This window comes from Oerskovia sp. NPDC057915, from assembly GCF_042887685.1.
Lineage (GTDB): Bacteria > Actinomycetota > Actinomycetes > Actinomycetales > Cellulomonadaceae > Oerskovia.
The window spans coordinates 142,141-161,210 of the sequence record NZ_JBHVOS010000002.1; the positions used below are offsets into that span (position 1 = coordinate 142,141).

Here is a 19,070-nt window from a genome sequence, read left to right on the forward strand (position 1 = left end):
TGCGACGACTCGCAACGATGGTGGCGCCCCACCCCGCCGTCACCCGAGGAGGCAGCTGGCCGCCCCTAGTCCGAGAAGGGCGCGGCCAGCCCCCCCAGGGCGTCAAGTCGCCGTCGAGCAGCGCGGGAAGCGCGTCGCTCGCCCGGAAGGCGCAGGCCGGCCTGCACCAGGGCACGGAGCCGTGCCCGCAACAGCTCGGGCCGCTCGTCGCGGCGCAGCACGTGCCGCACCGGCGCGAGCACCTGCCGCCCGAAGGCTCGCACCACGACCGACAACGGTGCGTATCGCGCGAGCACGAGGAGCGCGTTGCGGTTGTTGTAGAAGCGGAACAGCCCGCTCGCCGAGTCGGAGCTCTGGGCGTGCCGGTGCCAAGCGACGGCATCCCGCTCGAACAGGATCCGCCACCCTCCCGCACGAAGGCGCCAGGACAGGTCAGTGTCCTCGTAGTAGAGGAAGAGCGACTCGTCGAAGTGCCCCACCTGCGCGAGCGCGGCCGACCGCAGGACCACAGCGCCACCACAGAACCCGAAGACGTCGGGCGGGGCGTCGAGGCGGTCGAGCGGCGTGAGCCAGTCGCGGTCCGTCGCGGAACCTGTGCGTGAGACGACGTTCCCCGTCGAGTTGACCAGCCTCGTGCCGTCCGGGGCCGGATCCTCCAGCACGATCAAGGCGGTGACCGCCCCGACGTCCTCGTTGCCCGGCGCCTCGAGCACGTCGATCATCCGCCGGAGGGCCTCGGGATCGAACCGGGCGTCGTTGTTGAGCAGGGCCACGTAGGGGGCGTCGAGATCGTCGAGCCCCGCGTTCACCCCTCCGGCGAACCCTCGGTTGGTCGAGTTCTGCACGACCCTCACGGCCGGAAAGTCCTGACGGACGAGGGCGACCGAGCCGTCGTGGGAGTCGTTGTCGACGACGACGATCTCCAGCGCCCCTGGAGGAAGGTCCTGCCTCACGAGCGACCCGAGGCAGGCCGCCAGAAGATCCTCCCCGTTCCAGTTGACCACCACGGCCCGCACCAGAGGAACCGTCACGAGAGCACCTCCTGGTAGACGCCGGCCGTGGCTGCCACTGCGGACTCCCACGTGAAGCGAGCGCTGTTGTCCCGGCCCGCCGCGGACAGCTCCTCGTGCCGCGCTCCGGTCGCGAGCGAGAGCGCCTCAGCCAGGGCGTGGACGTCCTCGGGGTCGACCGCCAGGGCGCTCGTGCCGCAGATCTCCTCCATCGAGGTTCCCCGGGACGTCACGACGGGAGTTCCGTGAGCCTGCGCCTCCAGCACCGGCAGACCGAATCCCTCCCACACGGACGGGAAGCAGAAGGCCTGCGCACCGGCGTAGGCGGCGTGGAGGTCGGCCTGGTCGACCCTTCCGAGCTGGCGCACACGATCGGTTCCCATCGCGTCGACGGCCTTGCGCACGTCGTCGGCGGTGGACCCCCAGCCCGTGGGTCCGACCAGCACCAGATCCAGGTCGGCTCCCGCCGAGCGGAGCTCTGCATAGGCGTGGAGCAGGGCAGGCAGGTTCTTGCGCGGTTCCAGGGTGCCGACCCACAGCACGTAAGGTCGGTCCAGCTCGTGGCGCCGTCGGAAGTCGGCCACGTCCTCGGCCGAGACCGGCACAGAGGTGACGCCGTGAGGGATCACACGGACCCGGCTCCGCTCGATCCCGGCTGCCGTGCAGTCCTCGGCCGTCGCCTCGGACGGCACGATCACCAGCGCCGCCTCGTCGCGGGTGAGTGCGAGCGCGTCCCGGAAGTAGGCCGCGCCATGCTTCGTGAAATGCTCGGGCTCACGGAGGAAGGCGAGATCGTGCACCGTCACCACGAGCGGTGCCGACGCCGGTGGAATCGCCCACGTCGTGGCGTGGACGACGTCGGAGGTGCGCCAACCCGGAACCCGTGGTGCCCGCAGGCGCCGCCAGGACTCGTAGAGCGCCCGACGCGGCAGCCGTGACATGCTGACCGGCACACCTGGGGCCAGTCCTCGGCGGTCCCCGACCGCGCCGCGCGCACGGACGCAGAGAGGGTCTACCGCTCCTGCCGCGGCCAGGCCGTTGGCGAGCTCGCGGACGTACGTGCCCGAACCGCCGGGCACCGGCTGCCAGAGCTGCTCGACGACCAGGGCGACACGCGGCACGTCCGCTCGCGGCACGTCAGCTCGCGGCATCGACGACGTCGTCCCTGGGCGACGTGACCATGGGTCGTGCGGGCGTGAGCTTCTCGAAGTGCGATCCGAACACGACGTAGCCACCCGACTCCGTCCGCCCGGTCGGCACGACCGTGAAGGTGACCCCTCGGAGGAGCCCGTCGACCAGCTTCGCCGTCCCAGGAGCCTGGATGGACGCCGAGAGCGTGTAGGTGTCGGGACGCAGCGGAAGGCTGGGGATCACGACGTCGATCGATCCCTCACCTGCCTCGATGCTCTCGGGGACGTAGTCGGAGTCCTGGGCGTGGTGACCCCAGATGAGCCTGTCGTCGAGCGTCTGCACGGAGACACCGAAGACCGGACGCTCGATCGCCTCGGACGCCGAGTAGTGGAGCCGGATCCGGATCTCGTCGCCCGTACGGCAGATGTGCGCGTCCCGGCCGTCCGGGTGGAGCCACTCCATCCGGGTGATCTTCGCCTCGCCGGACCCGATCCGCATCCCGCCGCCCTCGACCGGCTTGGCCAGGTGGGAAGCCTCCGAGTAGTTCTCGATGACCTCGTTGACCGGTCCGGTACCCATGAGCTGGCCGTGCGAGAGCCACGCTGCCTCGTCGCAGAAGTTGCGCATCTGCTCCAGCCCGTGGCTGACCACGACCACCGTGCGTCCCTCGCGGCGGAAGTCCGCGAACTTGCTCATGCAACGTTCCTGGAACTCCGCGTCGCCGACGGCGAGGATCTCGTCGACGAGCAGGATCTCGGGCTCGACGTGGATGGACACGGCGAACCCGAGCCGCACGTACATTCCCGAGGAGTAGTTCTTGACCGGCTGGTCGATGAAGTCTCCGATGCCCGCGAAGTCGACGATGTCACCGAACTTCCGGTCGACCTCCTGACGGTTCATCCCGAGGATCGAACCGTTGAGGTAGACGTTCTCGCGCCCGGTCAGCTCCGGGTGGAACCCGGACCCCACCTCGAGCATGGCGGCCATCCGGCCACGGCTGACGATGCTGCCCTGGTTGGGCGTCAGGATCTTCGCGATGCACTTGAGGAGCGTGGACTTGCCCGACCCGTTGTTCCCCAGCAGGCCGAACGTCTTGCCCTCGGGAATCTCCAGGTTGACGTCCCGCAGCGCCCAGAAGTCCTCGTACTTGGTCCGGTTGCGGTCGACGAACAACGACTTGAGCGACTGGCTCCTGTTCGTGTACATCCGGAACGTCTTGGAGACGTCGGTGACGGAGATGGCTGAGTTGCTCACAGTGCCTCCACGATCCGTGCGCTGTGCTTGCGGAACACCAGGATCCCGACGAAGAGCGCGAGAACCGCCCACGCGAGGCAGCCGAGCCACACTCCGAGCGACGGTGCAGAAAAGTCGTACAAGATGCTCCGGTATGCCTCGACGTAGAGCTGCGCCGGATTGAGTCGTGCGATCTGTGCGAGCGGGATCGGCTCCCCGTTGAACTCCCACCCCTTCTCGTAGAGATCGTTCTGGACCTTGACCAGGAGGGTGAGCGGGAAGACGATGCCCGAGATGTAGAGCCAGATCTGGTTGAAGATCCCCCACAGGTACGACAGGTCCCTGAAGTAGACCATGCCGAGAGAGAGCGTCAAGCCGACTCCGGTGGCGAACAACCCGGTGAGCAGGACGACGCCGAGAAGCAGCGGGACCAGCGGGAGCACTCCCGGTCCGCCGACGAACAGCACGAGGACGATCAGGATCCCGATCTCGGGCAGATGGTTGATCGTGTTCGCCACCATCTCCGCGACGAGCAGGACCCAGCGCGGGAAGTAGACCTTCGTCAGCAACGCCGTGTTGGAGGTCAACGAGTTCATCCCCGACATGATCGACCCGGAGAGGTACCCCCAGGCGATCACGCCGATGGCGATCCACACCGCGAAGGAGTTGATCCCCGAGTTCGTCCCCGGTGCGACCCCGCCGCGCATCACCAGCCCGAACACGAGCGAGTAGATCGCGATCGAGGCCAGCGGGTTGAGCAAGGACCACAGACGACCGAGCGCGGTGCGCTTGTACTGCGAGCCCAGCTGTCTCCTGGCGAGATTCCAGATCAGGCCGATCGTGTGCCTGAGCTCCTCACTCCCCGTAGGTTCGGACGCCGTTCTCTCAGTACTGCTCACTGCCATCGATCCAATCGCACAGTAGGCCAATCCCGTGTTCAACCGGCACGGCGGGGCGCCATGCCAGGGCGGCCTGCGCCGCTTCAATGTCTGCCACGCCTGATCTCACGTCCCCGTCCCGGAACGCACCGGTCACGTGCGGAGCCGGCGCTCCGTAGCGGTCGGCGATCCATGTCGCGAGCTGCAGGATCGTCGTCCCGCCACCGGAGCCGATGTCGAACGGGTTCGCGGTGGAGAGGCCCAGACCGGTGCCGGCGACGATCGCCGAGGCGACGTCGTCGATGAAGACGAAGTCCCGGATGATCTCGCCGTCCTCGTACACGGGGATGGACTGCCTCGCCTTGGCGATCCGTGCGAAGAGCGGCACGATGCCCGTGTACGGGTTGGTCAACGACTGGCCCGGTCCATAGACGTTCTGGAGCCGGTACAGCACCGAGGCGACGCCCATCGACTGGCACCACGCCGAGACGAGGTTCTCCTGGCACAGTTTAGTCGAGCCGTAGATGCTCGACGGCGCCGGTCGCACCGCACGGGAGCTGTGCGGGACTGGTTCGAGGCCGGGGAACTCCCACTGGCCGGCGGCCAGCATCGCGTGCGAACGCTGTCCTGGATAGGTGATGGCGCCGGTCTCCCGGTCCCGCCAGGCCCCCTCCCCGTACACGGCACGGGACGAGGTCAGCAGGATCGAGCGCGGGCGCACGTCACGGGTCGCGAGCGCGTCGAGCATCCGCGTCGTGCCGACGACGTTGACCAGTCCGTGACGACTCGCCTCCGTCAGGGACTGTGCAGTGCCCGTCTCGGCAGCCAGGTGGACGATCACGTCAGGGGTGACGTCGTCCAGCAGACGGTCCCAGTCGGAGGCCACGGTGACGTCGCCTCGCAGCAGCTCGACCCGCGGGTCCAGCCCCGAGGGGCGGGCCTGGTCGGCGTGGACCTGCGGATGGAGGTTGTCCATCGCGACCACCCGGTCGAACCGTTCTGCGAGCGACGCCGAGACGGCGCAGCCGATGAACCCGGCTCCCCCGGTCACCACGCACGTGGTCATCGATCCGTACTCCCTCCACACATCCGGCGCACGCCCATCCAGGGCACCCTCCCCACGTCAGTTGAGGATCGTGGGTGGCTGCAGGCTCAGATATCTCTCGGTCAGCTCGAAGACCACCAGATCGGCGTCGGACGTCCGGGCCGCGTGCAGGACGTTGGCACGCTGGCTCGGGTCGTCCAGGAAATGGCGGATCTGGAAGGTCGACTCGAAGGAACCGGCCCAGAACGCTGACAGCGCAGTCCCCTGCGAGTCGCCCACGACGAGCGCCTTCTTGGCCATCTCGCCACCCGTGGTCGTCACGGGAAGCTCGAGCAGGTCGACGCCGCCAGGCCACGCGAGCTCCGACTTCGTACCGTCGGTCGCGACACGCGTGGTGGTCACGGGGCCGGGATCGAGCGTGGGAACGGTCCAGTCGTCGCGCGGCGCCTCGACGCCCCACTCGGCGAACTCGTTCGGCGCAGCCTGGGTCTCGATGGAGGCGACCTCGGCCTCCGCGAGACCGTCGTACCCGGAGTCCGGGTAGAGGTCCTGGAGGCACTCGCCGATCGACTCCCAGGCCACCGACGCACCGTAGGGGGTCCAGTGGCTGTTGACAGCGCTGTAGACCCACTCGTCCTCGGACGCGTCGCGCAGGTCGCCGCGGACGTCCACGATCGGGAGGTCACCGGAGACCGCGAGCAGCTGGTCGAAGTGGGTCAGTCCACGCAAGGGCTGCGCCCAGTCGGGCAGCATCTGCGGGTAGACGGTGCCCGACGACGGTGCGACGACGACGATCAGGTCCCTGCCCTCGCGTGCCAGTCCCGCGCGAAGGTCGTCGAAGTAGTCGCGCCACTGGTCTCGCTGCTCGTCGAGCCAAGGGGCCCGACCTAGCATGTCGGAGAAGTTGTTGGCCTGGATGTCCGACCAGAACACGAACCCGTCACGCCCCGGGATCCCGGGGTACGGGAGATCCGTGGTGTTCTCCGCGAAGACCGCTTCGGACTCGGGGGTCCTGGGGCCCGTCCAGATCGTCGGGTCACCGGGAGCGAGGTCGGACCGGCACGAGTCCGGCGTGCTCGCCTCCACGGCTGCGTCGGCGTCGAGCCAACCTCTCGTCGACGCGAGACCGATACCGGCCATGACCGCGGAGAGGACGACCAGGGCCGTGAGCGGGATGTAGGAACGGCGAGGCAGGAGCGGCGTGCGAGGTCGCACACCTGGCTGCCCAGCGGGCGACGGGTTCGGTGCGGACGCGGTCTCCCCCGCGCCCTGCTGAGTGTCGCTCATGACTGTCCTTCTGCTGACTGCCGCTGCTTGCGCAGGCGACTGGCGTACGGCGTGGAGGAGAAGTCGGGATTCACGAGCTCCTCACGCAGGAACGTGGTGGCCGGCCGCATGAAATTCAGCCCACGCTCCAGCAGACGTGGTGTCCAGTTCTTGAGGCTCATGGCCGGGCTCTCGATGAGATGCCAGGACAGGTACGCCAGGACGTGGGTCGCCACGATCACCACGACGTGGTAGACCATCCAGCCGTAGTCCTGGAGGCCGAAGAAGGCCCCCAGCGTCATCACGGGCCAGGCGGTGATGTAGATGCCGTAGCTGAAGTCACCGTGCTTCTCCCAGTTCGTGATCCGGCCGCGGACCGCGAACCACATGAGGAAGTAGAGGAAGCCGAACTGGCCGATGACGTTCCAGCCGCCGTACGCGTAGGTCAGCGCTCCGAACGCGAGCGCACCGATCGCCAGTCGGTCGTCGACCGGGATGCGGTCACCGAAGAGCGTGAACAGGACCCCGAAGCAGAACGGGGCGAGGAACATCAGGAGGAAGGGGTCCGAGAAGATCGGGTTGACCGACCACAGGGTGCCTGCGCCCGACCACTGCATCGCGTTGAGCACGAGGACCACCGCGCAGAAGATCCCGCCGATCATCCGGTTCGCCAGCGCCCCGAAGAGTCCGAGCACGGCGACGACGATGTACGCCAGGAACTCGTACCTCAGGGTCCAGGCGGAGCCGTTCCAGTCGTATCCGCCGTGGAGCTGCGAGTAGGGGAGCTCGGCACCCATGCCCGCGATGTTGCGCTGCCCCAGGTCGAGCCACATGTTGTTGAAGAAGTAGGTGAGCGGGGACTCGTAGTTCACGCCCCAGTAGCCGGCGATCGAACCCGTCGTGTGCCACCAGGCGATCGGGGCGAAGACCAGCACCACCAGGAGCAGCGTGGCCCAGAACGCCGGGAAGATGCGCAAGCAACGGCGCCAGAGGTAGCGCCAGATCGTCGACGACCCCATGCGCGACCGCGCGATCAGGAAGCCGCTGAAGAAGAAGAAGCCTGCGACCGCGACGCCTCCGATCGACTGCTCCGAGCTGATCTGGACGCCGAGGTCGTGCCCGCCGTAGAAGCCCGCGATCGGGCCGGCGTGGCTGAAGATAACCAGGAAGGCCATGAGCCAGCGAAGGAAACCGATGCTGTTCGCGCGCGGGTCGAACGCCTCGACGAGCGAGAGCGGCCCCCCTTGCAGGCGCAGCTTGCGGGGGACGGAGAACACACCTGCGGTCACGTGAGGTCCTCGTCCTGGTTCGCCGCAGCGGTGGGGCCGCCCTTGATCCCTCGTGCCAGGTTGCCGGGGAGCCGTCGGACCCCTCGCGCGCCCCGGTACGCCGGCCGAAGCATGCTCGCCACACGAGGGTGGCGCAGAGCCACCGAGCGCTTGATCGCGACCAGCACGTTGGGGAGCCCGGTGATCGACTCCAGGTGCTCGTTCTGCGCCGTGACGGTCCCGGGCAGACGAGAGCTCAGCGCGCCGAGCTTGTACTCGAGGAAGTTGTAGTTGATGGCGGCGTTCGTCGTGTTCAGGACGGTGTGCACCATGTACTTCTCCGACAAGGCCGAGTAGCTGAAGAGACGTTCGACCACATGGGCGAGCGACCCGTCGGCATACTGCCCCTCCAGGGGGAAGTCCGCCCAGGTGAACCGCGCGTCAAGCAGCGGTCGGAGCACAGCCGGACGGAAGTAGAACATCGAACCGTACGGCGAGAGCGGGGTGTTCGCGTCGAACACGACGTCGATACCCAGCCTCTTGGCGAGGGCCATGGCCGGCTTCTTGTTGGCGTACCAGGCCTTGCCCAGGGTCGCGTAGCCGATCTGCACCACGGGCGGGAAGACCATGCCGACGGACTCGTCGTCGCCGAACAGGTCGAGGAGGTTCTGGACGTACCCCGGGGAGCTCAGCAGGTTCTCCATCAGGTGGCGCTTGAACCACTCGCCGACCGTGAACCCGTCCTGAGCAGACTTCTTGGAGTGCAGCTTGAGCATCACGTCGTACTTCGGGTCCAGCAGGACGTCTCGCAGCCCGATCAGGAACGCGGTGATGTCACGGCCACGGTTCGACTCGAGCACCCGGACGTCGAACTGCTCTCGCCCGCGGGCGAGCAGTCGGCGCTCGATGTACTCCTTTTTGATCGTGTCCGTCGTCGTGATGTAGAGGTCGTACGGGACCGGGACGTGGTCGATCGAGTCCATGAGCTCGTCGATCATCGACTCGTAGAAGACGTGCACCAGGACGGCCATGGAGAGCGCGGAGCCGCTCCCGCTGCCGGTCGCTACGTCGGGCAGGACGTGCGTCAGGGTCATGTTCGTCGACACGACCCGAGGCTCTGCCGAGTGCGAGATGTTCTGCCAGGCCAGCCGCAGAGGATAGTCCGTGGTCCGCAGCTTCTCGATCAGGTCCCGCCCGATGACCGCGTTGTCGTTCATGTAGAGCGGGTCCTGGAAGAAGAGCCTGCGCTTGACGATCGGGCAGCGGTCGTTGAGCAGCAGGACCGGCGTGTCGATCGCCGGGTGGCGGGTCGGGTAGTTCCGCTCGGGGAACGCGACCATGCTGCCGAAGCCGAGCTCTTCGAAGTGGTGCGTGAACCGCGCCTCGTGGTTGTCTACCGAGTCGTTGTAGGTCTCGATGGGCGGCATCGTGTCCCAGTACTCACGGAACACGTCGGTGTCGAAGAGCGAGCGACGGACCGCGATCCAGTGGGACTGGATGTGGCCGTGCATGGTCTTCTTCGCGGCGAACGGGTGCGGTGTGACCTGGCCGTGGTCCGTGAGGCCCCAGAAGTCGACGTTCCAGCTCTCGGAGCGTTCGAAGACCTCGGCGAACGGGTAGACCGGCCCGAAGAACGTGTAGTTCAGCAGGAGGAGCTCGTCGTACTCGCGGAGCCGGTCCGCGCCGAACCTCGCCAGCGCGTCCTGGTACCCGCCGACGTCGAGCCCGACGTTCTCTCGTTCGACGATCTCCGCGACGAGGGGCGCCACGCGCGCACGGGATTCCTCGTCGAGCGGCCCGTTGGACACGAAGACGATCGTCTCGACGCTGCGCCCCAGGTCCTCGAGGCAGTACGGGATGTAGTCGTCCACATGACCGTCAGCAGCCCAGAACAGGTAGATGGCAACGCGCTTCAATCGATTCCTCCGTATCGCGAACTCGCTCGGCAGAGCCGCGCCGAGGACTGCATGATGCTACCCCAACCCCACACTACGACCGGGCGCCGGTCTGGCTGTCGCCGGCAGGCGCGGTCTCGCCGATCCGAGGTGCGCCCGTCCCGTCGCCGGGCTCGCCGTCCTCGGGACCACGAGAGCCGCGATCCCCGTCCAGGGCGACCAGGAACACCGCCAGGGCGATCACGTAGAGGACGACCGCCGGCATGAAGCCGAGGTTCGACGACCAGGCGGGCTCCGTCGTCACGTACGGCCCACCAGCGCCCACCGCGTACCGTCTCGCAGCGCCGTAGAACGCCAGCGCGCCCGCGAACCCGAGGGTCACGATCATCCCGCGCGCGAGGCGCGCCGCCGTCGGATCCTCGCGCTCCGCCCCCGGGGCGAGGATCCACGCCGCGAGCAGGGGGAGGCCGATCGCGATGGGCAGCGTGTAGCGCCCCTGCCAGACCAGACCGGCGTCCGCCACCCCCGGGAGCTGGACGAGCATGGGGCCGACGACCACACCGACGAACAGCACGCCCAACGCCACCTTGGCCGACACCTGCCCGCGCCGCTGGAGGGCGAGCGCGGCGAGCATCCCGAGCGACACGGTCCACACGAGCAGCGTCAGGAGCGGGACGGGCGAGTCGAACCACCCCAGGTTCCCGATCATCTGCTGGTACTGCTTGCTCAGCGAGAGCACCATGTCGGTGACCGCCAGGACCTTGTCCTCGTAGGCGGGCCACAGCCCTTCCCCGGTCAGCAGCGTCCCGTACCGCACGGACCACAGGACCGAGGGGACGGACACGACGGCCACGTACACGAACGCCCCGAGGACGAGCCGTCGGCGTTCGCCCCACAGTGCCCTGGTCCGCCCGCTCCCGAGAAGGGTGAGCGTGACGATCACCAGGGCCCAGAGAGGCGAGAGGCCTCGGACGTTGGCCAGGACGGCGAAGCTCACCGCGGCGATGGCGAGCACGTGGCGCGGAAGGCGTCCTCTGGCTCGGAAGAGCGCCCAGCTCGACGCCCAGGCCGCGAAGCCGGCCGAAATCTCCAGCCCGTTGGGATTGATGGTCGCGAAGAGGAACAGCGCCATGGGCGTGAGCGCGGTGACCGCTCCCCAGCGGACGATCCTGCTCGCCCTCGTAGCCCGGAGCGCGACGAGCCCCGCGACGACGAAGGCGGACGACACCGCGGCCGACACCAGGCGCATCGCAAGGATCCCCGGGTCGGCGGGGAGCAGCCTGCTCGGCCAGCCGACGAGCGCGTAGTACAGCGGCGGGTAGTGCCCGGCTGCGGTGTTCGCCTCCACGATCGTGGTGTGGTCGTCGGGGAGTCCCGGCATGCAGGAGGCCGGCTGCTCGGGGAGGGTCGAGTAGCAGTTGAGCCCAGGGACGACGGCGTAGTCGGCGGGCACGTGGACCATGGTCAGCGCGCCGGGCACCATCCACGAAGTGGGACGGGGGCCGACCGTTCCCGAGAGCTGTCCACGCGCCACGGCGACGGCCTTGATCGTATGGCTGGGTTCGTCCGGGGAGGACATCGCCGGTGTCGCGACCGCCCACAGGGCGCACATGGCGAAGAACGAGACGGCGACGACGCACCATCGCAGACGAAGCGCTGCCGCGCTGCCCGTCCGCCGGGTCACAGGGCCACCGCACGGCGGATGCCGGCGCACCGACCGGAGCAGGCTCGCGGGCGTCGGGGACCCGTCGGGAAGTCCGGCAGGTCGTGAGGACGAGAGGACGTCATGCGTTCACCCTATTCTGGGTCGATCGGCCCGACGACGTCCGAGCCGGCTTTCTCGGTCATCCCTGGGCGAGGAAGCGGCAGTCGAGAGGTGGACCAGATGTCCGACGAACGTCAGGGTGACGAAGCGGCGGCCGGGCTCCCTCCTTCTTCCGGTTCCGGGGCATTGATCCCCCGCATCGTGCGGCACCCGCTGGCGAAGTACCTGATCGTCGGCGGGCTGTCCTTCGTCGTCGACGCGGGCCTCCTGTGGGTCTGCACCTCGGTCCTCGGGTGGGCCGTGTGGCTCGGGGCCTCGATCGGCTTCTGGGCCGGGGTGCTGGTCAACTTCTCGCTCAACCGGATCGTCATGAACCGTGACAAGAGCTCGCTCCTGACCCAGACGAGCCGGTACGGCGTGCTTCTCGCGTTCAACTACGTCGCAACCCTCGGGATCCTCCACCTCACGACGTCCTGGGGGGTGCCGATAGTGGTCGCGAAGACCGCAATCGTGGCCGCGAGCACGTGCTGGAACTACGTGCTCTATCGCTTGTGGGTCTTCGCCTGAGCACGGGCCGCGGCCGGTTTCGCCCTACGGCGTGCCTGCGAGGCGACGTGCTCGATACCACGTAACGTGCCAGAAAGCGACACTCGAACGCACTTCTCCGCGGGGTTCTCACATGGTCGTCGGCAAGACCGTCGACTTGCGCCTCCCCCGCGCGTCGCGAGCCGTCGCTGAGCACACCGCCGACAGAGAGGCCTGAACATGGCCAGCAACACATCACTCACAGGCGCCGCCCTCGTCCTCGTCCTCGCTCTCGCGGTCGGCGGGTGCGCGGTCGACGACCAGGGCACGCCCGGGGCGTTGGAGTCGACGGGCACCGTCCCGACCGAGATCCCCCCGACGGAGACGGCCACCGATGCTGCCACCGACCCCCCAGACCTCGATCCGACGACGCCCACCCCGACCGCGCCCGTCGAGTCGGAGAAGCCGGTCGTCGGGAGCGTCGGCGTCCTGATCTCCAACTCGGCCTGGGACGCGACGACCGGGGTGATCGTGCGCGGGTACGCCGACACCGTCGACGCCGCCGCGACGTGCACCCTCGAGCTGACGAAGGCGGGCACGACCCGGACCGTCACGTCCGAGGCGCTCGAGAGCCCGAAGACGATGTCGTGCGGTGAGCTGGTGGTCGGACCGGGCGACCTCTCGTCCGGCGCGTGGACGGCCGTCCTTTCCTACGAGTCGACGACCGCGTGGGGCACCTCCGACCCCGTCGTCGTCAACGTGCCGTGATCCGCGGAGTCTCGGGTGCACGACGCCCGCGCGCACTTGTCGCGGCCCTCGCCTCGCTCGTGCTGCTCCTCACCGGGGCGCTCGTCTCCGCGGGCCCGGCGTCCGCGGTCTCCGGTTCCGACTTCAACCCTGGTTTCATCGTCTCGGACGCCGTGTTCTACGACTCCGGGGCGATGAACGAGAGCCAGATCCAGTCGTTCATCGACGCGAAGGGTGCTCGTTGCACGCCCGCAGCGGGGAACACGTGCCTCAAGAGCTACCGGGAGTCGACCAACACGATCCCCGGCGACAGCTACTGCGCGGCCTATCAGGGCGCTGCCTCGGAATCGGCCGCACAGATCATCGCCAAGGTGGCCTCCGCCTGCAGGATCAACCCCCAGGTGCTCCTGGTCACGCTCCAGAAGGAGCAGGGGCTGGTCACCTCGACGGCGGGCAAGCCGGCCGCGACCTTCCGACGTGCTCTCGGCTACGGGTGCCCGGACAACGCAGGTGGCTGGTGCGACCCGAGCTACTCGGGCTTCTTCATCCAGATGCAGCGCGCTGCTCGCCAGTTCCAGATCTACAAGGCCCGCCCCACGAGCTACTCGTACGTCGCGGGGAGGACGAACACGATCCTGTACCACCCGAACACCGCGTGCGGGACGACCCAGGTCTACATCCAGAACCAGGCGACCGCGGCGCTCTACAACTACACGCCGTACGTCCCCAACGCCGCGGCGCTCGCGGCGGGCTACGGGTCGGGCGACTCGTGCTCGAGCTACGGGAACCGGAACTTCTTCCTCTACTTCGGTGACTGGTTCGGCTCGTCGGGGAACGTCATCTCCCCGTACATCTGGAACTGGTACCAGGATCCGGCGAACAAGGCGGCTGCGGGAGAGGTCACGACGCAGGCCTCCATCACCGCCGGAGGGATCAGGCAGGGCTTCCAGGGCGGCTCGGTCTACATGTCCGGCACGTACGGTGTGCACCTCGTTCCGGCGGGGCTGCTCGAGCTGTACTACGACTCGCTGGGGGGGCCACCGGGGGTCCTCGGCTTCCCGAGGGGAGCCCACTCGTCCCCGGCAGGCGGGCTGTCGCAGCCGTTCCAGAACGGCACCGTCTTCATCTCCGGCAGCACGGGGTTCGCCTATGCCTCGGGCTGGATGCTGGACGTCTACCAGTCCAAGGGCGGTCCTGCGGGAGCCTTGGGCTTCCCGACCAGCCTGGGCTCGGTGAACGCCGGCGGGCTCACGCAGTCCTTCCAGGGGGGGACGGTCTGGATCTCCGGCAGCGCCGGCATCCACACCCTCGGTGCCGGGGTCCAGCGCGCCTATCTCGCCGCGGGTGGACCGTCCGGGTCCCTCGGCTTCCCCACGGGCGCGCAGACCACGACGGACGGAGCGATCGTCCAGACGTTCCAGAACGGTGTCGTCGCAGGCCGTGGCGACGAGCTCCACTCGGTGTCCGGGTGGATGCACGACATCTACCAGGCCAACGGCGGGCCCAAGGGCTCGTTGGGAGTGCCCACCGGGAGCCAGGGCGTCCAGGCAGGTGGGATCGTCCAGTCCTTCGAGGGTGGGACGATCTACATCGCCGGTTCCACCGGTATCCAGCTCGTCCCGACGCCGGTCCAGACCGTGTACGCGAAGAACGACGGGCCGGCCGGCCCGCTCGGGTTCCCCACAGGTCCTGCGACGTCGGCGAGCCCCGTGACCTTCCAGCCGTTCCAGTCGGGCGTGCTCTACACGGACGGCACGGTGGGCGGTTTCGTCTCGCGAGGCATGATGGGCGACGTGTACGCCTCGCGCGGCGGCTACAAGGGCTCGCTCGGTCTGCCGACCGGCAGCACCCGCTTCGTGGGCGGCGGGATCACCCAGGCCTTTACGAGCGCCGTTGTGTACATCTCTGGGTCGGGAGGCATCCAGAGCAACCCGGCCGGCGGTCTGGCCGAGATGTACTACCAGTCGCTCGGCGGTCCGACCGGGACCATCGGCTGGCCCGCAGGTCCGGAGAACGGCGTAGCCGGCGGGATCGTCCAGCGGTACACGAACGGGACGATGTACATCTCCGGATCCACGGGGTTCAACTACTCGTCGGGCTGGATGCACGACATCTACCGTGACCGCGGGGGGCCGGAGGGCAGCCTCGGGTTCCCGACCAACAGCCCCCACGTGGAGGCAGGAGCGATCGTCCAGTCGTTCCAGGGCGGCACGATCTACATCGCTGGGACCACGGGCATCCAGACCGTGCCGGCCGCGGTCCAGGTGGCGTTCGCCGCGAACGGCGGGCCTGGCGGCCGACTCGGCTTCCCGGTCGCCGCGGCCGTCGTCTCGGGCTCCGGTACGTCCCAACGGTTCCAGAACGGCACCATCACGGTGTCGCCCAGCGGAGACGTCACGGTCACGGGCTAGCCCACGACCGTCGCGCACCGAATCCTGGTGGCACACGGACGGGCCTCACGCCGCACCCGCGGCGTGAGGCCCGTCCGTCTTCCCCTCCCCCACCCGGCCGGGCGGTCCCACCCGGCCGGGGTCTCTACGAGACCTCCACGCGGCGACCTCCCGGGCGTCTCCGCGCGGACCGGACCAGGTCCTATGCTCTTGACCCGTGACCTCTCGTAGCTGTCTCTCGCCCGGCTCGACGGCAAAGGCCTCCGTGTGCGCGGCCCCGCTCGTCGTCCCGCAGGAGCGAGCGACCACGAGCCGACGTGCTCGGACGGGCAGGCGGTCCGGGCGCGCCTACCGCAGCACCCGAGGCACGGGTGGCATCATCGTCCCCATGTCCGTCTCGCGTCCGGACGCTCACCGGGTTCGCCGGTGCGTCCTGCCCGGCGTCGTCGCTGGCGTGGGTGGTTGAGCCCACCATGTCTCACGACGACCCCACCGACCGGACCAGGCCTCCGAGCTTCACACCCCAGACGGGACGCGCGGGCCGACCGCCCAGCGCGAACGACGCGATCGCGGTCGGTTCCGACGGCACGGGTCGCACGACAGGGCGACCGGTCGAGCCACTGGCGCCCGACATCCCTCTCTCCGCGGAACCGCGGATCAAGCGTCAGTCGTCGCGGACCTCGGCCCCGGCCACGGCGCGCCCAGGAACACCCCCTCCCGCTCCTCCGGCGCGCCCGGTCGGCGCCTCGGACACCAGACGCGCCCGTGGCACCGATCCCCGGGCGCCGGCGTCGACCCGGAGCGCGGCGCCGCCGTCCGTTCCCCCCGCGCAGGGCAGGTCCGCCCGTCCGCAGTCCCCGGTACAGGCGGTCCGTGGTGCGCAGCAGGAGGCCGGAGCGGCCGCGCGACGTCCGGCCGCAGCCTCCGCGCGCTCCTCGGCAGCGCGCCCGGCGGGTGCCGTCCCTGCCCCGCGGGGCGCGAGGCCGTCGACCCGCCCCGCCGGCTCACCGCCGGGCGCCCGTCCGCCCCTGAACCCCCCGCGGGGCGCGACCGGTGCCCCACGCGGGCGCCGACGCAGACGACGCGTCGTCGCGATGGTGGGAGTCCTCGCGCTCGTGCTGCTCGTCGCCTGGCCCGTCGGGCTCCTCGTGTGGGCGAACGGCAAGATCCAGCACGTCGACGCGCTCTCGGGCGCTGCGGGGACCCCGGGCACCACGTACCTCCTGGCGGGGTCGGACGCTCGTGGCGGCGACGGCATCGCCGAGGACGGCACGGAGGGGGCCCGCACGGACACCATCATGATCCTGCACGAGCCGAAGAGCGGCCCCGCGGCCCTCATCAGCCTTCCGCGGGACACGTTCGTCGAGGTTCCCGGCAAGGGACCCGCGAAGCTCAACGCCGCGTACTCGTGGGGCGGCGCCCCGCTCCTCGTCCAGACGGTCGAGGGCCTGACCGGGTTGACCGTGGACCACTTCGTCGAGATCGGCCTGGGCGGGGTGACGAACGTCGTCAACGCTGTCGGCGGCGTCGAGCTGTGCCTCGACTACGACGTCAACGACCCCAACAGCGCGCTCTACTGGAGCGCCGGGTGCCACGAGGTCGACGGCACGACCGCCCTGGCGTTCGCCCGCATGCGCTACTCGGACCCCAAGGGCGACATCGGCCGTGGCGAGCGTCAGCGGCAGGTCATCGCCGCGGTGAGCCAGAAGGCCGTCGACGCGAGCCTGCTCGTGCGGCCCGGGGACCAGGTCTCGCTGCTGGGGGCCGGGATCGGTGCGCTCGAGGTCGACGAGAAGACCGGCGTGCTCGACCTCGGGAGGCTCACTCTGGCGTTCCGTGCGGCCAACGGTCCCGACGGCATCACGGGCACCCCACCCATCTCCAACCCGGACTACCGTCCTGGCAGCGTCGGGTCGACCGTGCTGCTCGACCCCGACCTGAGCCCGGCCTTCTGGACCGGTATCCGTGACGGCAGCCTGCCCGCAGGCGTCGTGGGTGGCCTGCCGCAGTCGTAGCGTCGTCGCCGGCCGTGGTCGTCGCCGGCGGCAGCGAGAAGGGCCCGCACCGTTCCCGGCGCGGGCCCTTCTCGCACTGCTGTGGACGGGGGTGCTACGCCCCGAAGCCCGTGCGGCGCTCGCCGGCGACCGAGGCGCGCAGCGCGGCCCCCTTGGCGTGCGCCTGCTCGCTCAGCCCCTCCTGGAACGCGACCATCCGCTCACGCAGGCGGGCGGCGTCGTCGTCCACGCCCGAGGCGAGGATGCGTGCGGCGAGCAGGCCGGCGTTGCGCGCTCCCCCGATCGAGACGGTCGCGACGGGCACGCCGGCGGGCATCTGCACGATCGACAGGAGCGAGTCCATGCCGTCGAGGTAGCGCAGCGGCACGGGGACGCCGATGACCGGCAGCGGCGTGACGGCCGCGAGCATGCCCGGCAGGTGCGCCGCGCCCCCGGCACCCGCGATGATGACGCGGATCCCGCGGCCCGCGGCCTCGCGGCCGTAGTCGATCATCTCGGTGGGCATGCGGTGGGCCGAGACGACGTCGATCTCGATGGCCACGCCGAACTCGCGCAGCGCGCCCGCGGCCTCCTGCATCACGGGCCAGTCGGAGTCGGATCCCATCACGATGCCCACCATGGGCGTGCTCTCGGTCATGTCTCAGGCCTTCGTCTCGTCGGTGGCGTGGTTCTCGGGGAGTGTCTCTCCGCGCAGCAGCGCGGCGGCGCCCAGTGCCCGACGGCGGACCTCGCCCAGGTCCTGGCCGCTCACGTTCACGTGGGCGAGCTTGCGGCCGGGGCGCACGTCCTTGCCGTACAGGTTGACGCGCGCGTCGGGGAAGGTCCCCAGGACGTCGGGCAGCGCGTCGGTGAGTGCCGGGAGGCTCGACCCGAGCACGTTGGCCATGACGGTCCACGGCGCCGTGGTCGAGGTGTCGCCGAGCGGCAGGTCGAGGACGGCACGCAGGTGCTGCTCGAACTGGCTCGTGACCGAGCCGTCGATGGTCCAGTGGCCGGAGTTGTGCGGTCGCATGGCGAGCTCGTTGACCAGGACGCGACGGGCGGGGCGGTCGTCGGCCGAGCCGACGGCGTCGTCAGGGCCTTCGGCGACCTCGAACATCTCGACCGCGAGCACGCCGGTCACGTCGAGCCCCTCGGCGATCGCGACGGCCACCCGGCGCGCCTCCTCGGCCTCGTCGGTGGTCAGGTCGGGGGCCGGGGCGATCACCTCGGAGCACACTCCGTCGCGCTGGACGGACTCGACCACGGGCCACGTGCGGACCTCGCCGCTCGGCCGCCGGGCGACCAGGACCGCGAGCTCGCGCGTGAACGGGACCTTCTCCTCGACGAGGAGCTGGGGTCCGCCCGCTGCGGCAGCGGCGAGCCAGTCGGCGGCCTCGTCGGCGGAGGACACGACGCGCACGCCCTTGCCGTCGTAGCCGCCGCGCGACGTCTTGACGACGGCCTGGCCGCCGACCTCGGCGAGGAACCCGGCGAGCGTCGCGTGCCCCTGCTCGGGGTCGACGGGCAGCGGGGCCCAGCGCGGGCACGGGGCGCCGAGCTCGGTCAGCCGTCGGCGCATCACGATCTTGTCCTGCGCCTGGACCAGGGCGTGCGGCGCGGGCCGCACGGGGGTGCCGTGCTCGATGAGGTCGGTGAGCAGGTCGTTGGGGACGTGCTCGTGCTCGAACGTGAGGACGTCGGCCGGGGCCCTGCCGTCCGCCGGTGCGATGAGGTCGCGGATCGCGCCCTCGTCGGTGGCCGCTCCCACCGGGGAGTCGGTCACCACCTGGGCCGCCGACGTGCCGGGAGCCTCGACGAGCACCCGCAGGTGCACCCCGAGCTCACCGGCCGCAGGGGCCATCATGCGGGCGAGCTGCCCGCCTCCGACAACGGCGATCACTGGTGCTGACACGTGTACCG

General features: G+C 69.6%; 15 protein-coding genes. 4 read left to right on the forward strand and 11 right to left on the reverse strand.

Annotated features, from left to right (window positions below):
- Positions 1-65 precede the first annotated feature (65 nt).
- The 9 genes from ACFVQ3_RS02000 to ACFVQ3_RS02040 form a co-directional block, all read right to left on the reverse strand.
- Positions 66-1,031, reverse strand: a complete 966-nt coding sequence (locus ACFVQ3_RS02000) for a glycosyltransferase family 2 protein (RefSeq protein ID WP_387634420.1) — start codon at positions 1,029-1,031, stop codon at positions 66-68.
- A complete protein-coding gene (locus ACFVQ3_RS02005) occupies positions 1,028-2,161 on the reverse strand; it encodes a glycosyltransferase family 4 protein (protein ID WP_387634421.1) in 1,134 nt (377 codons plus the stop codon). The genes ACFVQ3_RS02000 and ACFVQ3_RS02005 overlap by 4 nt, the downstream gene beginning before the upstream one ends.
- Positions 2,148-3,395, reverse strand: a complete 1,248-nt coding sequence (locus ACFVQ3_RS02010) for an ABC transporter ATP-binding protein (protein ID WP_387634424.1) — start codon at positions 3,393-3,395, stop codon at positions 2,148-2,150. Before ACFVQ3_RS02010 ends, ACFVQ3_RS02005 begins: the two co-directional genes overlap by 14 nt.
- Positions 3,392-4,279 carry an ABC transporter permease gene (locus ACFVQ3_RS02015; protein WP_387634426.1) on the reverse strand — a complete coding sequence of 296 codons (888 nt, stop codon included), beginning with the start codon at positions 4,277-4,279 and terminating at the stop codon, positions 3,392-3,394. Before ACFVQ3_RS02015 ends, ACFVQ3_RS02010 begins: the two co-directional genes overlap by 4 nt.
- The gene (locus ACFVQ3_RS02020) at positions 4,260-5,318 is read right to left on the reverse strand and encodes an NAD-dependent epimerase/dehydratase family protein (RefSeq protein WP_387634429.1); all 1,059 of its coding nucleotides are present in this window, start codon (positions 5,316-5,318) and stop codon (positions 4,260-4,262) included. Before ACFVQ3_RS02020 ends, ACFVQ3_RS02015 begins: the two co-directional genes overlap by 20 nt.
- A 57-nt stretch (positions 5,319-5,375) precedes the next feature.
- Positions 5,376-6,584: a hypothetical protein gene (locus ACFVQ3_RS02025; protein WP_387634432.1), complete on the reverse strand. Its 1,209-nt coding sequence runs from the start codon at positions 6,582-6,584 to the stop codon at positions 5,376-5,378.
- The gene (locus ACFVQ3_RS02030; RefSeq protein WP_387634434.1) at positions 6,581-7,852 is read right to left on the reverse strand and encodes an acyltransferase family protein; all 1,272 of its coding nucleotides are present in this window, start codon (positions 7,850-7,852) and stop codon (positions 6,581-6,583) included. The genes ACFVQ3_RS02025 and ACFVQ3_RS02030 overlap by 4 nt, the downstream gene beginning before the upstream one ends.
- Positions 7,849-9,747 carry a rhamnan synthesis F family protein gene (locus ACFVQ3_RS02035; RefSeq protein ID WP_387634436.1) on the reverse strand — a complete coding sequence of 633 codons (1,899 nt, stop codon included), beginning with the start codon at positions 9,745-9,747 and terminating at the stop codon, positions 7,849-7,851. Before ACFVQ3_RS02035 ends, ACFVQ3_RS02030 begins: the two co-directional genes overlap by 4 nt.
- A 73-nt stretch (positions 9,748-9,820) precedes the next feature.
- Complete coding sequence (locus tag ACFVQ3_RS02040) at positions 9,821-11,410, reverse strand: DUF2142 domain-containing protein (RefSeq protein ID WP_387634439.1); 1,590 nt, start codon at positions 11,408-11,410, stop codon at positions 9,821-9,823.
- Between the two features lie 201 nt (positions 11,411-11,611).
- Here ACFVQ3_RS02040 and ACFVQ3_RS02045 point away from each other — a divergent pair, with 201 nt between their 5' ends.
- The 4 genes from ACFVQ3_RS02045 (at position 11,612) to ACFVQ3_RS02060 (ending at position 17,168) form a co-directional block, all read left to right on the forward strand.
- Positions 11,612-12,058, forward strand: a complete 447-nt coding sequence (locus ACFVQ3_RS02045) for a GtrA family protein (RefSeq protein ID WP_387634442.1) — start codon at positions 11,612-11,614, stop codon at positions 12,056-12,058.
- Between the two features lie 198 nt (positions 12,059-12,256).
- The gene (locus ACFVQ3_RS02050) at positions 12,257-12,784 is read left to right on the forward strand and encodes a hypothetical protein (protein ID WP_387634445.1); all 528 of its coding nucleotides are present in this window, start codon (positions 12,257-12,259) and stop codon (positions 12,782-12,784) included.
- Positions 12,781-15,174: an LGFP repeat-containing protein gene (locus ACFVQ3_RS02055; protein ID WP_387634447.1), complete on the forward strand. Its 2,394-nt coding sequence runs from the start codon at positions 12,781-12,783 to the stop codon at positions 15,172-15,174. The genes ACFVQ3_RS02050 and ACFVQ3_RS02055 overlap by 4 nt, the downstream gene beginning before the upstream one ends.
- A gap of 1,073 nt (positions 15,175-16,247) precedes the next feature.
- Complete coding sequence (locus tag ACFVQ3_RS02060) at positions 16,248-17,168, forward strand: LCP family protein (RefSeq protein ID WP_387634449.1); 921 nt, start codon at positions 16,248-16,250, stop codon at positions 17,166-17,168.
- A 94-nt stretch (positions 17,169-17,262) separates the two neighbouring features.
- On the opposite strand, the gene purE is transcribed toward ACFVQ3_RS02060, so the two are convergent.
- Both purE and ACFVQ3_RS02070 read right to left on the reverse strand, forming a co-directional pair.
- Positions 17,263-17,805 carry a 5-(carboxyamino)imidazole ribonucleotide mutase gene (gene purE, locus ACFVQ3_RS02065; protein ID WP_387634452.1) on the reverse strand — a complete coding sequence of 181 codons (543 nt, stop codon included), beginning with the start codon at positions 17,803-17,805 and terminating at the stop codon, positions 17,263-17,265.
- A 3-nt stretch (positions 17,806-17,808) separates the two neighbouring features.
- On the reverse strand, positions 17,809-19,062 hold the full coding sequence (locus tag ACFVQ3_RS02070) for a 5-(carboxyamino)imidazole ribonucleotide synthase (RefSeq protein ID WP_387634454.1): 1,254 nt from the start codon (positions 19,060-19,062) through the stop codon (positions 17,809-17,811).
- Positions 19,063-19,070: the final 8 nt, after the last annotated feature.